Below are 20,371 nucleotides of genomic sequence, written 5' to 3' on the forward strand. Positions count from 1 at the left end.
ACCTGACGTCCGCTCTTCTTTTATCCCGATGACGATAGCCGGGGGGTGGCTGGGATGCCTCTCGGGGACGCGAGACGGATCACAGAGGGGCCTGCCTGTGGCCGCGCCGGGCGCCGCCCGCCGCGCTCTCACCCGTTCGGCTGAAACACGCCGCCGCGAAGCGGCGGACAGGGAACGATCACCAACTACCTTCGTTAGCGCACCTAGTTAGAACTGCTAACTAGCCATAGGGAAAGGCACAGATCCATGAGCCAGCCGCAGCCCTGGGCCGACGTCGACGCCTATTTCGCCGGCCACCTCTCGCCCGACGACGAGGCCCTCGAGGCCGCGCTGCGCGACAGCGACGCCGCCGGGCTTCCGCATGTCAACGTCACCGCTCCGCAGGGCAAGCTGCTCCAGCTGCTCGCCCAGCTCCAGGGCGCCCGCCACATCCTGGAGATCGGCACGCTCGGCGGTTACAGCACCATCTGGCTGGCCCGCGCCCTGCCCGCCGACGGCAGGCTGATCTCCCTGGAGTACAGCGCGAAGCACGCCGAGGTCGCCACGCGCAACATCGCCCGCGCCGGTCTCGACCGGATCGTCGAGGTGCGGGTCGGCCCGGCCCTGGAGTCGCTGCCCAAGCTCGCCGACGACAACCCGCCGCCGTTCGACCTGGTCTTCATCGACGCCGACAAGGCCAACAACCCGCACTACGTGGAGTGGGCGCTGCGCCTCACGAGCGCGGGCAGCCTGATCATCGTCGACAACGTCGTACGCGGCGGCCACGTCGCCGACACCGACAGCACCGACCCGGACATCCGGGGCACCCGCGCCGCCATCGAACTCATCGGCAGCCATCCCCGACTCAGCGGCACGGCCGTCCAGACGGTGGGGAGCAAGGGGTACGACGGTTTCGCACTGGCACGGGTGCTGGCGTAGGGGGGTGGACCTGCTCACAAGCCGCGGGCACCCCCGGCTCACACCGACCGACATCAGCACCGCATCCGTGAACGCCGGCCACGCCCACGGTCCACCACCGACAACACCGCTCAGCCGACCGCGTCCCGCTCGTCCCCCCGCTCCGTCTGGAAGTGGGTCAGGAACGGGCGGGCGGTGCTGAACTCCCGGAACCTGCGGGCCGCTTCGGAGTGGTAGGCGTCCGCACGCCAGACCAGGCTGAGAACGCGGTGGCACTGCGGTGCGTCGACCCGTACCCAGTCGACCCGCGCGCGCATGCCCAGCTCACGGGACATCGCGGGTACGAGGCCGATACCGAGCCCGGCGCCGATCAGGTCACCACTGGCGCCCGGCTCGTCGCCCTCGCAGGACAGCACCGGCGTGAGCCCCTCGGCGGCGAACAGCCGGTCCAGCAGGGCCCGTTGCCAGTACCCGGGGCGCGGCGTGACGAACGGTTCGGCGGCGAGCTCGGCGATGGTGACGCCGTCCCGCCCCGCCAGCCGGTGCCCCAGCGGCACCGCCAGCAGCACCTCCTCGCGGAACAGCTCCGCGGAGGCGAGGGCGGGCCCGGTCAGCGGCTGGGACGCCAGGCAGAAGTCCACCTCCCGGCCGCGCAGCCGCCGCTCCATCTCCTGCGCCGTGCACTGGAACAGCCGTACCTCCGCCCGGGGATGGTCCGTACGGAACCCGGCCAGCAGCCCGGTGAGGGTGAGCAGGGTCTCGGCGGCCACCGAGACCCGGCCAAGGCCCCGGTCCCGGGCGTCGAGCAACGCCCGCTGGGCGTCGTCCAGTTCGCTCAGCGCGCGTTCCACGTGCCGCAGGAACATCGTGCCGTACTGGTTCAGCCGCACCCGCCGCCCCTCCCGGTCGAACAGGGGCGTGCCCAGCTCGGCCTCCAGGCGCGCGATGGTGCGGCTGACCGACGGCTGCGCCACCCGCAGCGCCTCGGCGGCCCGGCTGATGTGCTCGAAGCGGGCGACGGTGCGGAAGTAGCGCAGCTGGAGAAGATCCATGCGGTCATCCTGACTCACGTGCGCCGCCGAACTCATGCCTTCCCGGCAATGAAGTCATGGCGGATTTCGTCTTGGACGGTATAAGCGTCCGGTCCTTACGTTGCTGCTGGAGGTCCACCGGCCTCCGTATCCCCGTGACAGCAAGGAAGGCCGAACCATGGGCGCTTCGGATCTGGCCCGGCTCCAGTTCGCGGCCACGACCGGGATCCACTGGCTGTTCGTGATCCTCACCCTGGGCCTGGTGCCGCTCGTGGCGCTCCTGCACACCCGTGCCGCGCTCACCCGCGATCCCGCCAGGCGGGCGGTCCTGGAGCGCACGACCCGCTTCTGGGGACAGCTGTACCTCATCAACTACGCGGTGGGCATCGCCACCGGCCTGGTGATGGAGTTCCAGTTCGGGCTCAACTGGAGCGGACTGAGCAAGTTCGCCGGGAACGTCTTCGGCGCCCCGCTGGCACTCGAGACCCTCATCGCCTTCTTCGCGGAGTCCACCTTCCTCGGCATGTGGATCTTCGGCTGGGGCCGGCTGCGCAAGGGCATCCACGTCACGCTGATCTGGCTGGTGGCCCTGACCGCCTACGCCTCCGCCTACTGGATCCTCGTCGCCAACGGCTTCCTGCAGCATCCCGTGGGCTACGAACTGCGCGACGGCACCGCCTACCTGACCGACTTCGGCGCACTGCTGACCAACCCCAGCGCGCTCCTCGCCCTCGCCCACATCACGCTGGCCGCGCTGACGACGGGCGGTGTCTTCGTCGCCGGGATCAGCGCCTTCCACTTCGCCCGGGGCACCGAGGAGACCGACCTGTTCCGCGGGTCGCTGCGGCTCGGAGTCTGGGTGAGCATGCTCGCGTCGTTCTTCGTCATCATCGTCGGCGACCTCCAGTTCCCGCTGCTGGAGCGGACCCAGCCCGCGAAGCTGGCCGCCCTGGACAGCAGTGACGCGCCCTGGCACGTCTGGCTGCGGATCTCGATGGACGCGATGACGATCATCGGCAACACCGTGTCCACCATCACGCTGATCGCCGTCGTCCTGCTGTGGAAGGACTGGCTGGTGCGCCGGCGCCCCCTCGCGTACCTGATGACGGCGGTGATCCCGTTCCCCTTCATCGCCTCCGTGGGCGGCTGGGTGTTCCGCGAGGTCGGCCGCCAACCGTGGCTGGTGTACGGAGAGTTGAAGGTCGAGGACGCGGTCTCGCACGTGAGCGTCACGACCCTGGCCGTCTCCTGCACGGGGTTCGTCGCCCTCTTCGTCGCTCTCGCCGTGACCAACTGGGCCCTGATCATCCGCTTCGCCCGCCGCGGCCCGCAGGGCGTGCAGCTGGGCGCCGCCCCCGAGGACAGACAGGGCGACAAGCAGCCGGTCCCCGCCTTCTGACCGGCTCGCGTTCCCACCCGCCCGCGTTCCGAACAGGAGTAACGAGATGGATCTGCAGACCGCGTGGCTGGCGCTCCTGGGCCTGCTGCTGGGCGGCTACTTCGTCCTCGGCGGCTACGACCTGGGCGTGCAGATGCTGCTGCCGGCCATGGGCCACGACGACACCGCCCGGGGCCCCGCCCTGTCCGCCATGGGCCCGTTCTTCCTGGGCAACGAGGTGTGGCTGGTCGCCTTCACCGGGGTGCTCTTCGGCGCGTTCCCGCACCTGGAGGGCAGCCTCCTGTCGGGCCTGTACCCGCTGATCGTGGCGATCCTCGTCGGCCTGGTCACCGGCAACGCGGCCGTGCAACTGCGCGGCCGGGCGCGCACGGCCGCGGGACGGCGGCGCTGGGACGCCCTGGTCGTCCTGGGCGGTGCGCTTCCCGCGCTGTGCTGGGGCCTGATCGTGGGCCTGCTGCTGCGCGGCCTGCCCCGGCGGCCCGACGGCAGCTTCCACGTGGGCACCGGTGACGTGCTGCATCCGTTCGTCCTGTCCTGCGGGGTGGCCATGGCCCTGCTCCTCGCGGCCCACGGCGCCGCGTTCCTGGCCCTGCGCTCCGCCGCCCCCGAGGCCGCCGCCCGCGCCGCGCACACGGGCAGGACCCTGCTCCGCGCCACCGCCGCGATCGCCGTACTCCCCCTGCTCCTCACCCTGTTCGGCGCCGGCGCCGCACCGCACAACCCGGTGTCCGCCGCCGTCCTCACGGCCGTGCCGGCCGCCGCCCTCGCCGCAGCGTGGCGGTCACTGTCCCGGGGCCGGACCGGCGCCGCCTTCACTGCCACCTGCTGCGCGGCCCTGACGCCGGTGCCACTGCTGGGTTTCGCCCACTACCCCTACGTCCTGGCCTCGCGGTCCGGCGCCGGCCTGACGGTCGGCCAGGCCGCCGCGGACGACGCCACCCTCACCGTCCTGTCAGCCTTCGGTGTCCTGGTGATCCCGGCGATCCTCGCCTACCAGGCGTGGAGCTGGTGGGTGTTCCGGGGCCGCACCGGACAGCGGCATCCGACGTACTTCTGAGCCAGTCTGCGGCCGTACGCCCCAAGGAGTTGTCATGAAACCCGCCGAACGCCGCCTCCTGCGCGAACTCCCCCTCCTCAGAAGGCACTTGGCGGTCTTCACAGGGCTCGCCGCCCTGACCGCTGCGGTGACCGTGGCGCAGGCCACCCTCTTCGCGACGGTGCTCGCCGACGCCTTCGCCGGACGGGCGGCGACCGGACCGTTGCCCGCGCTGGCCGCCGTCGTAGCGCTGCGGGCCCTGCTGTCCTGGACGCGCACCGCCCTCGCCCAGCGGACCGCCGCGCGGGCCAAGAGCCTGCTGCGCGGACGCCTGATCGACGCGATCCGCGCCCAGGGCCCGCCGCGGCTCGCCCGGACCCGGCACGGCGAGCTGACGGCGCTGCTCACACGGGGCCTGGACGCCCTGGACCCATACGTCGTGACCTACCTGCCCACGTTCGCGACCACGGCGGTGGTGCCGCTCGTGGTGATCGCCTGGCTCGCGGCCACCGACTGGACGTCAGCCCTGGTCATCCTCCTCACCCTGCCGCTGATCCCCCTCTTCGGCGCACTGGTCGGGGCGCACACCGCCGCCCGTACCGCCCGGCAGTGGAGCCTGCTCTCCCGGCTCGGCGGCCACTTCCTGGACGCGGTGGCCGGGCTGCCGACGCTACGGGCCTTCGGCCGGGAACGGCACCAGAGCCGAGTGGTGCGCGAGATGGCCGACGCCCACCGCCGGGCCACGGTGCGGGCCCTGCGGGTGGCGTTCCTGTCGTCCTGGGTTCTGGAGACGGTCGCCACACTCTCGGTCGCACTGGTCGCCGTCCCCCTGGGCCTGCGCCTCCTCGCCGGCGAGACCGACCTGCACGCGGCCCTGCTGGTCCTGTTCCTCGCCCCCGAGGCCTACCTGCCCCTGCGCACGGCGGGCGCGGCGTTCCACGACAGCGCGGAGGGGGTCGCGGTGGCCGAGCGGGTCTTCGCCGTCCTGGACGAAGGGGAGGAGGCCACCGGGGACGGCCGTTCCGCGCCTGGCACCGGAGGCGGTCGGTCGCCGGCCGACGGCTCCGGGCGGACCGCGGGCGGATCCGCCGACTGTACTGCGGCACCCGCAACCGACGGCGCTGCGACGGCACCCACACCCGGCGGCCTCCGTACGACGGCACCGGCGCTGACTCTTACGGCACCCGCGCTGACCCTCGAGGACGTCACCGTGCGCCACCCGGGGCGCGGGTCGCCCGCGCTGGACCGGCTGCGCCTGCACGTGCGGCCGGGTGAACGCGTCGCCCTGGTCGGACCCAGCGGTGCGGGCAAGTCGACGCTGCTCGCCCTGCTCCTCGGCTTCGTCCCGCCCGAGTCGGGCCGGATCCGGGCCGACGGCACCGACCTCGCCAGCATCTGCCCGGACGACTGGCGCAGCCGAATCGCCTGGGTGCCGCAGCGCCCCCACCTGTTCGCCGCGACCGTGGCCGACAACATCCGCCTCGGCCGCCCGGACGCCACCGACCTGCAGGTACGTCAGGCCGCGCGGGCAGCCGCAGCCGACAGCTTCATCGAGCAGCTGCCCAACGGCTACGCAACCCGCCTCGGCGAACGCGGAGCCGGCCTCTCCGCAGGCCAACGCCAACGAATCGCCCTGGCCCGCGCCTTCCTCAAGGACGCCCCCATCCTGCTCCTCGACGAACCCACAGCTCACCTCGACCCCGCCAACGAAGCGACGGTGACAAAGGCCACCGCCCACTTGATGAGAGGCCGCACCACACTCGCCGTACTCCACCGCCCCGCCCTCCTCCCCCACACCGACCGGATCATCGAGCTACAGGACGGCCGAATCGCCGGGGAACGGGAGACTCGGCCAGCCGGGGAACCGGAGGCTCGGATCGCCAGGGCACGGGAGACCCGGATCGTCGAGGCACGGGAGGACCGGATCGCCGACGCGGCCGCCCCGGCCCACGACCTCGCTCTGCCAACCCCCGACCGGGCGCCACGCGCCCAGGGCTCCGCAGCCGACAACGGCGCGCGGCAAAGCCGCAAGCCGCGCGCCCGCACACAGCACCCCACCCGCCCGCACCCGACGACAGCGCGCAACCGTGCTCGCAGGCCGCGGGCATGCGTGCCTCCCCCAGTGCCAAAGGGCCTGGGAGGTATCCCCAGGGCGGCACGGGTGGGCGCGGGCGGCACCCCGCCAGCGCCGGGCTGCGCGATCGCCCCCCGGCCCACACGAGCCGACGGTCACCGGGCAACGCCGGACCACGTGCCCCACCCGACCCTCCGCCTCCTGCGCACCCTCACCCCGCACTGGCGCCGCCTACTCCCCGCAACCCTCGCCTCCGCCACCGCCGAACTGTCCGCCACCGCACTGACGGCCACCGCCGCCTGGCTGATCGCACGGGCCGCTCAGCAACCGCCCCTCGCCGCCGTAACCCTCGCGATCGTCGCCGTACGGGCCCTGGCCCTCGGCCGCGGCGCACTGCGCTACACCGAGCGGCTCCTCGGACACGACGCCGCACTACGGGCCGTCGCCGGCTTCCGCACCCGCGTGTACGAGGCACTCGTCCCACTGGCCCCAGCCGGCCTGCCGGCATTCCGCAGCGGCGACCTGCTCACCCGCCTCGTCGACGACGTGGACGCCGTACAGAACCTGCTGCTGCGCGTACTGCTCCCCGCCGCCACGGCAACCGTGGTCGCGGGCACGGCGATCGGCCTGGCCGCCACGCTGCTGCCCACGGCCGCTCCCGTCCTCGCGCTGTTCCTCGCCGCGGCGGGGCTACTGGTGCCGTTCCTGGTGTTCGTCTCCGCCGCCCGACCGGGCGCCGCCGAGACGCAGGCACGGTCAGAGCTCGCCGCCCGCACCGTCGACCTCGTCCGCGGCGCCGCCGACCTGGCAGTATCCGGCGCCGCCGAACAGGCCCACGCCCGCGCACACGCCACGCACCGCCGCCTCGCCGCACTGGAGCGCCGCACGGCACTCACGACGGGCCTGGCCTCGGCCGCCGTACTGCTCTGCCAGGGCGCGGCCACACTCGCCGTCACCCTGCTCGCCCTGCGCGCCCACACGACCGGCGACCTGCCCGCCGTGGACCTCACGGTCCTCGCGGTCCTGACCCTGGTCTCCTTCGAGGCCCTCACCCCACTGCCCGCCGCGGCACGACGCCTCGCCGAGGTACGGGTCAGCGCCCGCCGCCTGGCCGACGTCTTCCGCACCCCGGCACCGGTCACGGAGCCGACAGCCCCCGCCACCCCACCCACCACAGCCACACTCGAAGTGACCGGACTGCGCGTACGCCACACCCCCGACGGCCCCTGGGCCCTGGACGGCGCCGACCTCAGCCTGCCGCCCGGCCGGCGCGTCGCTCTCGTCGGCGCGAGCGGCTCGGGCAAGTCGACCCTGCTCGCGGCGCTCATGCGGTTCGTCGACTACGAGGCCGGAAGCATCCGGATCGGCGGCCGGGAACTACGCGACTGCGCGGGCGCCGACGTACGCCGGACGATCACCGGCGTGACCCAGGACGCGCACGTCTTCCACACCACCGTCCGCGCCAACCTGCTCCTCGCCCGCCCGGACGCCACGGGGCACGACCTGCGCGAGGCGGCCCGGCAGGCCCGCCTGCTCCCCTGGATCGAGTCCCTCCCACAGGGCTGGGAGACGGTCCTCGCGGAGGACGGAGCCGCCATGTCGGGCGGCCAGCGGCAACGCCTGCTGCTGGCCCGCGCGCTCCTCGCCGACCCGCCCGTCCTGCTCCTGGACGAGCCGACGGAGGGACTCGACCCGGACACCGCCGACGCGCTGCTCACCGACATCCTGGACGCCACGCACGGCCGTACGACACTGCTGGTCACCCACCAGCCGGCGGGCCTTGCAGCCGCCGACGACATCGTCGTACTGGACGAAGGCCGCACCTACCGCCAGTCCCGCGCCGTCACGCCTCGTGGTAGAAGCCGACGTTGACGCTGCGCGGTTCGGTGCGGTCCTGGACGATGATCTCCCCGCTGCCGCCCCTGGGCAGCGGCACGGTGCCGCCGTAGACGATGGGCTGCGCGTACCCCCCGATGGTCAGCCGTACTTCGGAGGAGGGGTCGGGCTGCGAGCCGCGCAGCCACGACACCTGCCAGGTGCCGTCGGGCCCGCACAGGAACTCCAGGTGGACCCGGGACACGAACAGCCAGTCGTCCGGCGTCGCGAGCCGGCACACGGACTTGTCCCGGCCCACCCGCAGCACGGCGCCCGGCTCGCTGGGCGCGTCGGCCATGAGCATGCCGGCCGTGGCACCCGCCTCCGCCGCGGACACGGTTGCCATGGTGAGTTCGAGCACGTGCGCTCCTCCTGAACATCCTGGTACAGACCGGGAACGGCCTTGTACGGCGGCCGGATTGGCGCACCGCCGCCGCATGATAGATCGCCCGGCTGCACGGCGTCCGGCACAATGGGCCTCATGACCGAGCGAAAGCCACCCGGTGTCCCGTTCGAGTCCTGGGTGGAAAAGCAGATCCGCGACGCGGAGAACCGCGGTGAGTTCGATCACCTCTCCGGCGCCGGCAAGCCGCTCCCCCGCGACATGGAAGCGGCGTACGACGAACTGTGGTGGGTCAGGCGCAAGCTGCACCGCGAGGGCGTCTCCGTCCTGCCACCGGGCCTGGCTCTGCGCAAGGAGGCCGAGGACGCGCTCGCGGCGGCGCTGGCGGCCCCCTCCGAACGGGCCGCCCGCAGGATCATCGAGGACGTGAACACCAAGATCCGCGACATGCTCCTCAAGCCGCCGCCGGGTCCGCCGCTGGGCCAAAGGCCGTACGACGTCGAGGAGATCGCCCACCAGTGGCGTGAACGCCACCAGCCCGCGGGCGGATCACACGCGTAGCAGCCGTTCCACCAGAACCCGGTAGTCACGCAGCGCGAGCCGCAGCTGCTCGGTGTCGACGGCGTTCCCTTCCCCCGGTTCCCCCGGCTGCCAGGACATGCGCAGCGTACGACGACGCTGTGCCACGGCGTCCGTCAGGCGGCCGGCGACGTCCTCCAGCACGCGGTCGGCCTCCGCCACGGCGTCCCGGGGCCCGTCGACGAACCCGGACACCACGTTCTCCAGGCGCAGCGCCAGCTTGTCGCACTCGTCGGGCGGCAGCAGCCGCGGATCAGGCGCACGGTCGGACATGGACGATCAACTCTCCTTCGGATGCCGCCTGTTGAAGGCGCCCGGCAGGTGCGGACGGGCAGCCGGGGTCCGCCGGTCCCGGTCGTGCCGGGACGGCCGTACCAGCTCCTCGAACAGCGCCCGCGCCTCCACCATGGCCGCGCGCATCTCCTCCGTGCCCGGTTCGCCCTCCCTGGCCATCCGGTGCACGTGCCGGTACGCGTCCAGATGGCGGGCATGGCGCACCGACAGCGCGTCGAGCTGCTGCTCGTACCGCTCGCCGTCCGGATAGCCTCGCGCGACGGCGACCTCACCGAGCAGCCGGTCCGCCTCGCCGACGGCCTCCCGCGGCGAGTCGACGAACCGCTCCTGAACGGCCGTCCACCGCGCCTCGAACCGCGCACGCTCAGCAACCGCCAACGGCCGCTCACGCACCCGCCGCCGACGCAGCGCCACCCAGAGTCCCACGCCGACGACAACGACCGCCGCGATCACGATCAACGTAATGATCAGCCCTGTGGACATGAACACCGGGTAGCCCGAAGCCCGCCGTCAAAACGGCGTCGGCGTCGGTGGGGGCCGGGGGTGGGTGCGCTCACCCCCGCCGGCGGGGTGCCGCTGCGCCCACCCGTGCCGCCCTGGGGGTACCTCCCAGGCCCTTAGCGGTCCTTGCACTGGGGGAGGCACGACTGCCCGAAGCTACGGCAGTTGCGCGCGCCCGCGGCTGTGGCGGCTGAACGGCCCTGGCCACGTGCTCCTGGACTGGGGCGCCCCGCTGGTGATCGGTGTGACCGTTATGACCTGTTGAACCCGGCCGGAATCGGACATTCCGGGGAGCTTCCGAGCGAGGCTGTGGAGAAGATCTGGATAATCTCTGAAGTTCTCCGGGTTCTCTGGAGTGCGAGGGGAGGGGCGACGAACGTCATGGAACAGCCGATGGGGCCCCCGTGCCCGCAGTGCGGGGCACCCCGCAGGCCGGACAACACACCCTCCTGCGCGTGCACCCGCCGCGCGTCGGACGCCCGGCGCGACACCCGCGAGGCCCAGGCGGCAGCGGCGGAGGACTTCGACGCCCTGCGCATACGGCCGTACGTCGAACTCGACGACGCGTCCGACGCCGCGTGGGACGCACACTTCGAGCCATCCGCGGCCCCCGCCCACGCCCCGGCACCCGAAGACACCCCGAAGCCCTCCCCCACCGAGCCCGCCACGGCCGATCTACGCCTGTTCGACGCCTCGGAACCGAACGCCTCGGAACCGAACCCCTCGGAGCCGAACCCCTCGGAGTCCGATTCCCCGGAACTGAACCTCTCCGAGCCGAACCCCACCGGGCCGCACGCCACCGACCCCGAAGCCACCCGGCTCACCCCCATCACCACCGCACCGAGCGCACCCGCCCCGCCCACTCCCGAATTCGACGAGCCGCCCACCCCACCCCGCCGACGCCGACGCGCGGCCCTCCTCGCCGCCTCCGGCGCGGTAGTCGCGGTCGTAGCGGCGTCCGGGTACGCGAGCGGACTGTTCTCCTACGAGAAGCCGTCACGGGACACCGCACTGCCCGACGACATACGGGCCAGCGTCCCGGACACAGAGACCACCCCGCCCTCCACACCACCGGCCACGAACACCCCGTCGGCCCCGCCGCAGGCGCCCGCCTCGCCGACGTCCCCGCCCACCAGCGCGAGCCCGTCTCCCTCGCTGAACCCGTCCACGTCGCCGTCCAGCACCTCCCCGGCTCCGACCCGGTCAGCCGTACCGACACCGACCCCGACGGCCCCCGAGGCGACCGGTTCCATGGAGGCGTCCGACCACGGCCGGGAAAGGACCAGCCGGGTCCTGCGCCGGGGCGACAAGGGACCGGAGGTCACCGAACTCCAGCTGCGCCTACGCCAGTTGTACCTCTACAACGGCGACATCAACGACGAGTTCACCAGCCAGGTCGAGGACGCGCTGCGCAACTACCAGGAGGCACGGGGAATCCACGGCGACGACCTGGGCGTCTACGGCCAGGAGACCCGCACAAGGCTGGAGTCGGAGACGAGCGAGCCCTGACAGAACCCGTCCGGCGTTGTGAGGACGAGGCCGCAGCCCGAAGGGGGTCCGGGGTCGCAGCCCCCAGCACACCAACACCCGCATCTTCAGCCGACGTACACCCGGAATCCCCCGTCGGCCCCCACTTCCACCCGCACCTGGGTCAGATCCCGCACCACCGCATCCGGCCCATACACCCCGGCCCGCGGCCCGACCCCCACCACCCGCATCCCCGCGGAGCGCCCCGCCGCGATCCCGGCACCGGAGTCCTCGAACACCACACAGTCGGCCGGCGCGACCCCCAGTTCGGCCGCACCCTTCAGGAACCCCTCGGGATCCGGCTTGCTCGCGCCCACCGACTCCGCGGTCACCCGCACCGACGGCAGCTCCAGCCCCGCCGCCCCCATCCGCGCCCTGGACAGCGCGATGTCGGCCGAGGTCACCAGCGCGTGCGGCAGCCCCCGCAGCGAGGCCATGAACTCCGGCGCGCCGGGAACCGCGACGACCCCGTCCATGTCCGCGGTCTCCTCGGCGAGCATGCGCGCGTTGTCGGCGAGGTTCTGCTCCCTGGGCCGGTCCGGCAGCAGCAGGGCCATCGAGGCGTGGCCCTGGCGCCCGTGGACGACCTTCATGACCTCGTCCGCGTCGAGCCCATGCCGTTCGGACCAGCGCCGCCAGATGCGTTCGACCACGGCGTCGGAGTTGACCAGGGTGCCGTCCATGTCCAGCAGGAGGGCGCGGGCGGTGAGCACGGTGGTGGCCGTCATCGGCAGCTCCAGGGCGCGGGGAGAAGGGACCCGACGGCCTGCGCCAGATCCCGGGGGGACAAGGCGGCCCCGCCCGCCGGTCAGGGAAAACGGGCGGAGCCACTTTGTTCCTTCACGGTACAAAATAGTTCCGGCACCCGCCACCGCCTTCGGCAACAGTTCACGCACCGTTCAGCTCAAAGGGCCCCCTGCACACACCTCCCCATCGCGCACGGCTCCCTCCGCGCACGACCTCACCCACTCACGGCCTCCCACAGACTCCACGTCCCGAGCCCCAGCATCAGCAGCGCCGCGATCCGCGTGATCAACTTCAGCGGCACCCGCCTCATCAGCGCCTTTCCGCCGACGATGCCGATCCCGGCCACCGCCCACAGCGCGAGCACCGCACCCAGGCCGACGGAGAGCGGGTCGTCGTAGCGGGCCGCGAGGTTCGCCGTCATGATCTGGGTGAGGTCGCCGAACTCGGCGACCAGGATGAGCATGAAGCCCGATCCGGCGACCTTCCAGAAGGACTGGTTCTCGGGCTTGCGGATCTCCTCCCCGCCCTCATCCTTCTTCATCAGCAGAACTGCCGCGCCGCCGAGGAACAGCACGCCGGTCAGCGCGTGCACGATCTGCTGCGGCAACAGTGTGAGCACGCTGCCCGCCGCGACGGCGAGCGCGACGTGCAGGGCGAAGGCGGCGGCGACGCCCGCGAAGACGTAGGAGGCGCGGTAGCGGGTGCCCAGGACGAGACCGGCGAGCGCGGTCTTGTCCGGCAGTTCGGCGAGGAAGACGACGCCGAAGACGACGGCCGTCACGGTGAGGCTGATCAAGGGTTCCTCAATCGGTCGGGGCTGCCCCGCCGAGAGCGCTGGACGTTTCCGCACGACACCTCGGCACGGCAGCACACTCGGCACCCGTGCCGTACGGCACGGGCGTGCACTGCTTGCCGAAGGTCTCGCTGACAGACCGTGCGTGACGACCTGCCTCCGGGCGCCGGCTCAGACGAGCTGAGCAGTATGTCGACGGTCCGGCGAAGAGCTACTCCCCTTCTGCGCGCCCCATGCTACGCGACCGAAAGTTCGACAATGAACCTTGTCGTGTCATGGACGCGTCATTAGCTTCTAACCGGACGCACACCTCCCCGCAACACCACACGGCGAGCATTCTCACGCTCGCCCCGCCAACATCCCCACCCCACAAGGGAGTTCGCATGTCGAAGTTCTACGCGCGTCGACGCGTCAGCATACTCGCGGCGCTGACCGGGGTCATCGCCTCCGTCGGACTGTTCAACGGCCCGACCGCCTCCGCTGCCCTCCCCACCCCGGTGAGCGCCGCCACCGCCCGCGGCTACCTCTCCGAGCTCACCGTGGCGAACGAGGACCGCACCGGCTACGACCGCGACCTGTTCCCGCACTGGATCACCCAGTCCGGCGCCTGCAACACCCGCGAGGTCGTCCTCAAGCGCGACGGCACCAACGTCGAGCAGAACTCCTCCTGCGCCGCCACCAGCGGCAGCTGGTACTCCCCGTACGACGGGGCGACCTGGCGCGCCGCCTCCGACGTCGACATCGACCACCTCGTCCCGCTCGCCGAGGCCTGGGACTCCGGCGCCGACAGCTGGACCACCTCCCGCCGCCAGTCCTTCGCCAACGACCTGACCCGGCCGCAGCTCATCGCCGTCACGGACAACGTCAACCAGCAGAAGGGCGACCAGGACCCGGCCGAGTGGATGCCCTCACGGTCCGACTACCGGTGCACGTACGTCCGCGCCTGGGTCCAGGTGAAGTACTACTACGGCCTCTCCGTCGACTCGGCCGAGAAGTCCGCGCTGCGGAACTACCTGTCCAACTGCTGAACCGGCTGTCGACACGGCGGATCGTGTAGACGGATTTCTGTACCGGAACCTCCCCGCTGACCTCCGTCGTTCCGTACTGTGCGGGGCGACGGAGAGGGGACGACCATGGCCGGACTGCGCCTCGGGCCGCTGCTGAGGTACGCCGAAGGCTCGTCCGCGACCGTCTGGGTCGAGGCCAGCCGTCCGTGCACCGCCGAGGTGCGCTGCGCCGACGGCGCGGGCGGCACGGCCCGCACCTTCCAGGTCGCCGGCCACCACTACGCGCTGGTGCCGGTGACCGGCCTCACTCCGGGCTCGTCGACGACGTACGACGTGTTCCTGGACGGCACGCGCGTGTGGCCGCTGCCCGACTCCCGCTTCCCGCCCTCCGTCGTCTGCACGCCGGCCGCGGCGGACGGCGTCCGCGTGGCCTTCGGCTCCTGCCGCTGGGCCGCGCCGCCCTCCGACGAGAAGGACCCGGTCGGCCCGGACGCCCTGGACACCCTCGCCGCGCACATGGCGGCCGACCCCGGGGGCGAGCGGCCCGACGTGCTGCTGCTCCTCGGCGACCAGGTGTACGCCGACGAGACCTCCGACGCCACGCGCCGCTGGCTGGCCGCCCGCCGCGACCTGCGCGAGCCGCCGGGCGACGAGGTCGCTGACTACGAGGAGTACACCCGGCTCTACTACGAGTCCTGGCTCGACCCCGGGGTGCGCTGGCTGCTGTCCACCGTGCCCAGCTGCATGATCTTCGACGACCACGACGTGATCGACGACTGGAACACCTCGGCCGCCTGGGTCGCCGACATGCGGGCCACGCCCTGGTGGCGGGAGCGGCTGCTGAGCGGGCTCGTGTCGTACTGGGTGCACCAGCACCTGGGCAACCTCTCGCCGGACGAGCTGGCCTCCGACCCCTTGTACGCGGCCGTGCGCGAGACCCCGGACGCCACCGACGTGCTGCGCGCCTTCGCCGCCAAGGCCGACGCCGACCCGGCGTCGGTGCGCTGGAGCTACCGGCGCGACTTCGGCCGCGTACGGCTGCTGATGGTGGATACGCGCGCGGCGCGGGTGCTCGACGAGACCGGCAGGGCGATGCTCGACCCGGCCGAGGCGGAATGGCTGCGCGAGCAGGTGCTCGAGGCGCGGCACTCGTACGACCACCTCCTGATCGGCACCTCGCTGCCGTGGCTGCTGCCGCATCTGGTGCACGACGCCGAGGGGTGGAACGCCGCGCTGTGCCGGGGCGAGAAGGGTGCGCGCTGGGCGCGCTTCGGGGAGGATCTGCGGCGGCGGGCCGATCTGGAGCACTGGGCGGCGTTCCCGGCGTCCTTCGACGCGCTGGCGCAGCTGATCGCCGAGGCCGGTACGGGGCCCGGGGCGCCGGCGACGGTGTGCGTGCTGTCCGGGGACGTGCACCACGCGTACGTGGCCGAGCCGTCCTGGCCGGGCGGCGGGCCGGACGCGCGGGTGTTCCAGCTGACCTGCTCCCCCGTGCACAACGCGATCCACCTGGCGATCCGCCTCGGTTTCCGGTTCGGCTGGAGTTCCCCGGCGCGGGCCCTGGGGCGCAGGATCGCCGGGCACGGGCGGGTGCCACGGCCGTCGGTCGACTGGCAGCGGACCGGGGGTCCGTGGTTCGGCAACCAGCTCATGACCCTGACGCTGCGCGGCCGTTCGGCCCGTTTGCGGCTGGATCAGGCACGGGCGGAGCGCGGCGGCGGCGCCCGGCTGCGGACGGTGACGGAGTCGGACCTGACACCGTGACGGGCCTGACACCGTGACTCGCCTGGCACCGTGACGGGCCTGCCGGTGACGCGCCGGGTGCCCGCGGGTTGCGCGGCTCGGACCGGCGCCGCGGCCGACCCCGTCGACGACCGTCGCACAAAGTCCAGAATCGCCCCGTAATTCACCTGTTTCATCCGTTTGTTGGGCTTGCTACTCCCGTGACCCGTGATGCTCGTGACGCATCCCACACTGGACCGTAATCCTGCCACCCTGGGCTCGGAACCCCCTTCCGACGACGGCATGATGAGGCGGACCCTCCGCTTCCAGCGGGCGGTCTCGCCGCCACGCGCCCCACATGCCCGGGAGTCACGTCGTTGTCTGCACCGACCGAGGAATCCGTACCGGCCAAGACATCCGCACGGGCGGCGGAGCCTGAACCGGCGGCGGAGTCCGTACCGCTCGCCGTCGCCCTGGTCGGCGCGGGCCCTCGCGGCACCAGTGTCCTGGAGCGCCTGTGCGCCTCCGCGCCGGAGCTGCTCGCGCCCGATGTCCGGCTGACCGTGCACGTGATCGACCCGGCCCCGCCCGGACCCGGCAGGGTCTGGCGCACCGCGCAGTCGCCCGAACTGCTGATGAACACCGTGGCCTGCCAGGTGACCCTGTTCACCGACGACAGCGTGGACTGCTCGGGCCCGATCCGGCCCGGCCCGAGCCTGTACGAGTGGGCGGGCGGCGCGCTGGACCCGGACGAGTACCCGACCCGGTCGCAGTACGGCCGCTACCTGGAGTGGGTGTTCGCGAAGACCGTCCGGGAGGCGCCGCCCGCCGTGCACGTCGAGACCCACCGGGCACGCGCCGTACGGCTCGACGAGGACCCGGACGGCCGCCAGTCGGTGACGCTGGACGACGGGCGCACGCTGTCCGGCCTGTCGGCGGTCGTCCTCGCGCAGGGACACCTGCCGGCGTTCGCGGACGCGGAGCAGCAGCACCTGGCCGCGCACGCCGGGCGGCACGGCCTGCGCCATCTCCCGCCCGCGAACCCGGCCGACGTCGACCTGTCCGCCGTATCCCCCGGCGAACCGGTCCTGCTGCGTGGCCTTGGCCTCAACTTCTTCGACCACACGGCCCTGCTGACCACCGGCCGCGGCGGCCGTTTCGTGCGCGAGCGGTCCGGGCTGCGGTACGTCCCCTCCGGCGCGGAGCCGCGGCTGTACGCGGGCTCGCGACGCGGCATCCCTCATCAGGCCCGCGGCGACAACTCCAAGGGACCGTACGGCCGGCACGTCCCGCGCGTGCTCACCCCGGAGGTGATCGCCGGTTTCCGCAAACGCGCGGACTCCGACGAGGCGCCGGACTTCCTGGCGGAGATATGGCCGTTGGTGGCGAAGGAGGTGGAGACGGTGTACTACACGGCGCTGATCCCGAGCCCGGAGTTCACCGAGCGCTTCCTCGCCGTCCCGCACCGCGACCCCCTGGAGACCCGGCTGCTGGACGAGTACGGCGTGCCGGAGGCCGGCCGCTGGTGCTGGGAACGCATCTCCCGCCCGTACGCGGGGCGCGCCTTCGCCGATCCGGACGCGTGGCGCGTCTGGCTGCTGTCGTATCTGCGCGAGGACGCCGAGCAGGCCGCCCTCGGCAATGTGCACGGCCCGCTCAAGTCCGCTCTGGACGTGCTGCGCGATCTGCGCAACGAACTCCGGCTGATCGTCGACCACGGCGGGCTGACCGGCACCTCGCGCCGGGAGCACCTGGACCGCTGGTACACCCCGCTCAACGCCTTCCTGTCCATCGGCCCGCCCCGGCGCCGCATCGAGGAGCTCGCGGCCCTGGTGGCGGCGGGCGTGGTGGAGGTGCTCGGGCCGCGTCTTGAGGTGCGGTGCGTGGACGGGGCGTGGCTCGCGCGCTCCCCGGAGGTGCCGGGCTCGGCGGTACGTGTGACAACTCTCATAGAGGCCCGGCTGCCGGAACCCGATGTCCGGCGCACAGCGGACGATCTTCTCGCCGGACTGTTGAAAACCGGCCAATGCCGTCCGCACACGGTGGCCGGTTACGTGACGGGCGGGCTGGATGTGACCCAGCGGCCGTATCGTCTGATCGACCGTGACGGGTGCGCACACCCCCGTCGATTCGCCTTCGGGGTGCCGACGGAAGGGGTGCACTGGGTGACCGCGGCGGGGGCGCGTCCAGGGGTGGATTCGGTCACGCTCTCGGATGCCGATGCGGTGGCGCGGGCGGCACTGCGGGCGGTTATGCCCGAAACGGAGCCCCACGGAGGCGCTCTCCCCTGGCCAGAAGTTGAACTTGCAAGCATTGATTAGCTTTTCCTAACGTGGGTGACCCGCTCGGTTCGGTCCCCGAACCGGTCCGCGGCCCGGACCGTTCACCGAAGGAGTCACCCCCACATGACCGCACGCCTCAAGAGCGCTCAGCCGTACGCAATCGGCCTGTTCCGGATCGTTGTCGGCCTGCTCTTCCTCTGCCACGGCGCCGCCAAGCTGTTCGGCGTCCTCGGCGGCGCGGACGGCAAGGGCGGCACCGTGGAGGCCGGGGCCTGGCCCAGCTGGTACGCGGGCCTGATCGAGCTGGGCGGCGGCAGCCTGGTGCTGCTCGGCCTCGGTACTCGGATAGCGGCGTTCATCGCCGCCGGCGCCATGGCCTACGCGTACTTCAAGGTCCACCAGCCGCAGGCCCTGTGGCCGATGCAGAACCAGGGTGAGGGCGCGGCCATGTTCTGCTGGGCCATGTTCCTGCTGATCTTCACGGGTTCCGGCGCGTTCGGCGTGGACCGGCTGTTCGCGAAGCGCTCGTCGGCCGAGCGCAGCCGGACCTCGGAGCCGGTGACGACCTGACCGCACACGCGAAACGGCGTCTTCCCTGCCCTTGAGCAGGCAAGACGCCGTTCGTTTGCGCGAAGTCCAGCCAGACCTCGTTCCGGGCGTTGACATGCTGCGGGTCGGCGGAGGGCTTGTGCCGGCAGTGCCCGCCGGGGCGGCGGGGTCGGCGCCGCAGGGCCTGGCGTGCATGTGGACGCCGTACTCGCGTCCTGACTTCAGGCACGTCACGCGAAAGCCGCACGGTCGTGGCCGCACCGGGTCCGGTGCGCCGGCCGGTCTCGAGCCAAGCGGCGGCCGGGACCAGTTCCGTGTCGCATGTCACCTGTCACCGCCGCGGACGAACCGAAGTCGGCGAGCGCGGCGAAGCCCGCGTCCGTCCGCGCCGAGTAGCCGTGGACGCCGTCGTCCGGGCCGGCGAGGTCGTCGCTCCCGCGCATCCGGCGCCGGCGGACGCCGGTTCCGCTCGCGAGCACGGCCGCTGCGACGGCGCCCACACAGTTCCCGCCATCATGGCGCGATCTCGGGGGCCCCTCTGCGTTGCTACGGACCTCCGCACGGACCGCCCACCGGGAGGCGGCAGCCGGGTGAACATGGCGTGCCGATCACACGAGCCCCTCGTGAATCTCCTGTCACATGCCAGGCGTACGCTGCATGGCTGTCATCGGTCACTCCTGCCGCTCCCCCCGCGTCATCGCGGCACGGTCTGACCCACCGGGGAAGCCATGGGGAGTCACGGGGAGTTGTGGTGCTGGAGAGTCTGGGGTCGCTGACCGGCAGCCCATGGATCTACGCGGTGGTGGCCGGGTCGGTCCTGCTCGATGTGTTCGTACCGGTCCTGCCGAGCGGCGTGCTGGTGATCACGACCGCGACGGCGGCGGCCGCGGGTTCGGGCGCGGCGACCGGTCATGTGCCGCACGACGTCCCGGACATCCTGGTGCTGACGGTGTGCGCCGCCACCGCCTCGGTCCTGGGCGACCTGGTCGCCTTCCGCCTGGCCTGGCGCGGCGGCGCCCGGCTGGACCGGGCCATCTCCCGCTCGCGCCGGCTGACCACCGCGCAGGAACGTCTCGGCGCAGCCCTGTCCCGCGGCGGCGCCCTGGTCGTGATCGCCCGCTTCGCCCCCGCGGGCCGCTCGGTCGTCTCCCTCGGCGCGGGCGCCGCCCACCGCCGCGTCCGCGAGTTCCTCCCCTGGTCCGCCCTGGGCGGCCTGACCTGGGCCACGTACAGCGTCGCCCTCGGCTACTTCGGCGCCCACTGGCTGGGCGCGACGTGGCTGGGAACGGCGGTGTCCGTGGGGGCACTGTTCGGGGCGGGCGCGGGGGCGGCGTTTCTGATGCGACGGCAGCCTGCGTAACGCCCCCAGGCCCTAACCGGCCCGCCGGGCGGTGGCGCCCCGTACCTCCAGGTCAGCCAGCAGGTCGGCCGTGGCCTCAGCGACCGCGTCCACGGCGCGGTCGAAGACCTCACGGTTGTGGGCGGCGGGTGCCCGGAACCCCGAGACCTTCCGCACGTACTGCAACGCGGCAGCGCGGATCTCCTCCTCGGTGGCCTCCTCGACGAGCACGGGCGGACGCAGCGTCTTGATACTCCGGCACATGCTCCCAGTCTCGCCCCGTTCGCCGCCCCCGGTCTCCTGAATGGACATACGTACGACCGCGACGCCCGCCATGATCTTCGCAAGGCGGCCACCGTCCCGGGGCCGACCGACG

The 20,371-nt window shown here is 72.5% G+C and carries 19 protein-coding genes; 11 read left to right on the forward strand and 8 right to left on the reverse strand.

The window, feature by feature from the left end:
• Positions 1-246 precede the first annotated feature (246 nt).
• Positions 247-918 carry an O-methyltransferase gene (locus tag H8R17_RS03445; RefSeq protein WP_187821612.1) on the forward strand — a complete coding sequence of 224 codons (672 nt, stop codon included), beginning with the start codon at positions 247-249 and terminating at the stop codon, positions 916-918.
• 110 nt (positions 919-1,028) lie between these two features.
• Here the strand turns inward: H8R17_RS03445 and H8R17_RS03450 are convergent, their stop codons facing one another.
• A complete protein-coding gene (locus H8R17_RS03450; protein ID WP_187821613.1) occupies positions 1,029-1,949 on the reverse strand; it encodes a LysR family transcriptional regulator in 921 nt (306 codons plus the stop codon).
• A gap of 157 nt (positions 1,950-2,106) precedes the next feature.
• On the opposite strand from H8R17_RS03450, the gene H8R17_RS03455 reads away from it, so the two are divergent.
• From H8R17_RS03455 to cydD, 3 genes are read left to right on the forward strand one after another with little or no spacing between them, the layout of a single operon-like run.
• Positions 2,107-3,327, forward strand: a complete 1,221-nt coding sequence (locus H8R17_RS03455) for a cytochrome ubiquinol oxidase subunit I (protein WP_187821614.1) — start codon at positions 2,107-2,109, stop codon at positions 3,325-3,327.
• Between the two features lie 46 nt (positions 3,328-3,373).
• A complete protein-coding gene (gene cydB / locus H8R17_RS03460; RefSeq protein ID WP_187821615.1) occupies positions 3,374-4,384 on the forward strand; it encodes a cytochrome d ubiquinol oxidase subunit II in 1,011 nt (336 codons plus the stop codon).
• Between the two features lie 34 nt (positions 4,385-4,418).
• Positions 4,419-8,309 (forward strand): thiol reductant ABC exporter subunit CydD, encoded by a 3,891-nt coding sequence (gene cydD / locus H8R17_RS03465; protein ID WP_187821616.1) that lies wholly within the window; start codon positions 4,419-4,421, stop codon positions 8,307-8,309.
• On the opposite strand, the gene H8R17_RS03470 is transcribed toward cydD, so the two are convergent.
• Positions 8,281-8,673, reverse strand: a complete 393-nt coding sequence (locus H8R17_RS03470) for a hypothetical protein (protein ID WP_187821617.1) — start codon at positions 8,671-8,673, stop codon at positions 8,281-8,283. The two genes, cydD and H8R17_RS03470, sit on opposite strands and share 29 nt — an antisense overlap.
• A 120-nt stretch (positions 8,674-8,793) precedes the next feature.
• Here H8R17_RS03470 and H8R17_RS03475 point away from each other — a divergent pair, with 120 nt between their 5' ends.
• The gene (locus tag H8R17_RS03475; RefSeq protein ID WP_187821618.1) at positions 8,794-9,216 is read left to right on the forward strand and encodes a DUF1992 domain-containing protein; all 423 of its coding nucleotides are present in this window, start codon (positions 8,794-8,796) and stop codon (positions 9,214-9,216) included.
• Here the strand turns inward: H8R17_RS03475 and H8R17_RS03480 are convergent.
• Both H8R17_RS03480 and H8R17_RS03485 read right to left on the reverse strand, forming a co-directional pair.
• Entirely contained in the window at positions 9,205-9,507 is a 303-nt protein-coding gene (locus tag H8R17_RS03480; RefSeq protein WP_187821619.1) for a hypothetical protein, read from the reverse strand. The genes H8R17_RS03475 and H8R17_RS03480 overlap by 12 nt on opposite strands.
• A 6-nt stretch (positions 9,508-9,513) precedes the next feature.
• Complete coding sequence (locus H8R17_RS03485) at positions 9,514-10,011, reverse strand: hypothetical protein (protein ID WP_187821620.1); 498 nt, start codon at positions 10,009-10,011, stop codon at positions 9,514-9,516.
• A 399-nt stretch (positions 10,012-10,410) separates the two neighbouring features.
• Between H8R17_RS03485 and H8R17_RS03490 the strand changes: the two genes are divergently transcribed.
• Entirely contained in the window at positions 10,411-11,538 is a 1,128-nt protein-coding gene (locus H8R17_RS03490; protein ID WP_187821621.1) for a peptidoglycan-binding protein, read from the forward strand.
• Between the two features lie 86 nt (positions 11,539-11,624).
• On the opposite strand, the gene H8R17_RS03495 is transcribed toward H8R17_RS03490, so the two are convergent.
• A complete protein-coding gene (locus H8R17_RS03495; protein ID WP_187821622.1) occupies positions 11,625-12,284 on the reverse strand; it encodes an HAD family hydrolase in 660 nt (219 codons plus the stop codon).
• Positions 12,285-12,517: 233 nt separating this feature from the next.
• On the reverse strand, positions 12,518-13,099 hold the full coding sequence (locus H8R17_RS03500; RefSeq protein WP_187821623.1) for a TMEM165/GDT1 family protein: 582 nt from the start codon (positions 13,097-13,099) through the stop codon (positions 12,518-12,520).
• Positions 13,100-13,479: 380 nt separating this feature from the next.
• Here H8R17_RS03500 and H8R17_RS03505 point away from each other — a divergent pair, with 380 nt between their 5' ends.
• From H8R17_RS03505 to H8R17_RS03520, 4 genes are all read left to right on the forward strand, one after another.
• Positions 13,480-14,124, forward strand: coding sequence for an HNH endonuclease family protein (locus H8R17_RS03505; RefSeq protein WP_187821624.1), 645 nt, complete (start codon positions 13,480-13,482; stop codon positions 14,122-14,124).
• A 105-nt stretch (positions 14,125-14,229) separates the two neighbouring features.
• Positions 14,230-15,867, forward strand: coding sequence for an alkaline phosphatase D family protein (locus H8R17_RS03510; protein ID WP_187821625.1), 1,638 nt, complete (start codon positions 14,230-14,232; stop codon positions 15,865-15,867).
• A 431-nt stretch (positions 15,868-16,298) separates the two neighbouring features.
• Positions 16,299-18,146, forward strand: a complete 1,848-nt coding sequence (locus H8R17_RS03515; RefSeq protein WP_262505003.1) for an FAD/NAD(P)-binding protein — start codon at positions 16,299-16,301, stop codon at positions 18,144-18,146.
• A gap of 84 nt (positions 18,147-18,230) precedes the next feature.
• Positions 18,231-18,677 carry a DoxX family protein gene (locus H8R17_RS03520; RefSeq protein WP_187821627.1) on the forward strand — a complete coding sequence of 149 codons (447 nt, stop codon included), beginning with the start codon at positions 18,231-18,233 and terminating at the stop codon, positions 18,675-18,677.
• A 209-nt stretch (positions 18,678-18,886) separates the two neighbouring features.
• Here the strand turns inward: H8R17_RS03520 and H8R17_RS03525 are convergent, their stop codons facing one another.
• Positions 18,887-19,156: a hypothetical protein gene (locus tag H8R17_RS03525; RefSeq protein WP_187821628.1), complete on the reverse strand. Its 270-nt coding sequence runs from the start codon at positions 19,154-19,156 to the stop codon at positions 18,887-18,889.
• 251 nt (positions 19,157-19,407) lie between these two features.
• Here H8R17_RS03525 and H8R17_RS03530 point away from each other — a divergent pair, with 251 nt between their 5' ends.
• Positions 19,408-20,016, forward strand: coding sequence for a VTT domain-containing protein (locus H8R17_RS03530; protein ID WP_187821629.1), 609 nt, complete (start codon positions 19,408-19,410; stop codon positions 20,014-20,016).
• 12 nt (positions 20,017-20,028) lie between these two features.
• On the opposite strand, the gene H8R17_RS03535 is transcribed toward H8R17_RS03530, so the two are convergent.
• The gene (locus H8R17_RS03535) at positions 20,029-20,259 is read right to left on the reverse strand and encodes a DUF2277 domain-containing protein (RefSeq protein WP_187821630.1); all 231 of its coding nucleotides are present in this window, start codon (positions 20,257-20,259) and stop codon (positions 20,029-20,031) included.
• Between the last annotated feature and the right edge of the window lie 112 nt (positions 20,260-20,371).

The sequence above is a fragment of the Streptomyces sp. TRM68367 genome (assembly GCF_014495685.1).
Lineage (GTDB): Bacteria > Actinomycetota > Actinomycetes > Streptomycetales > Streptomycetaceae > Streptomyces.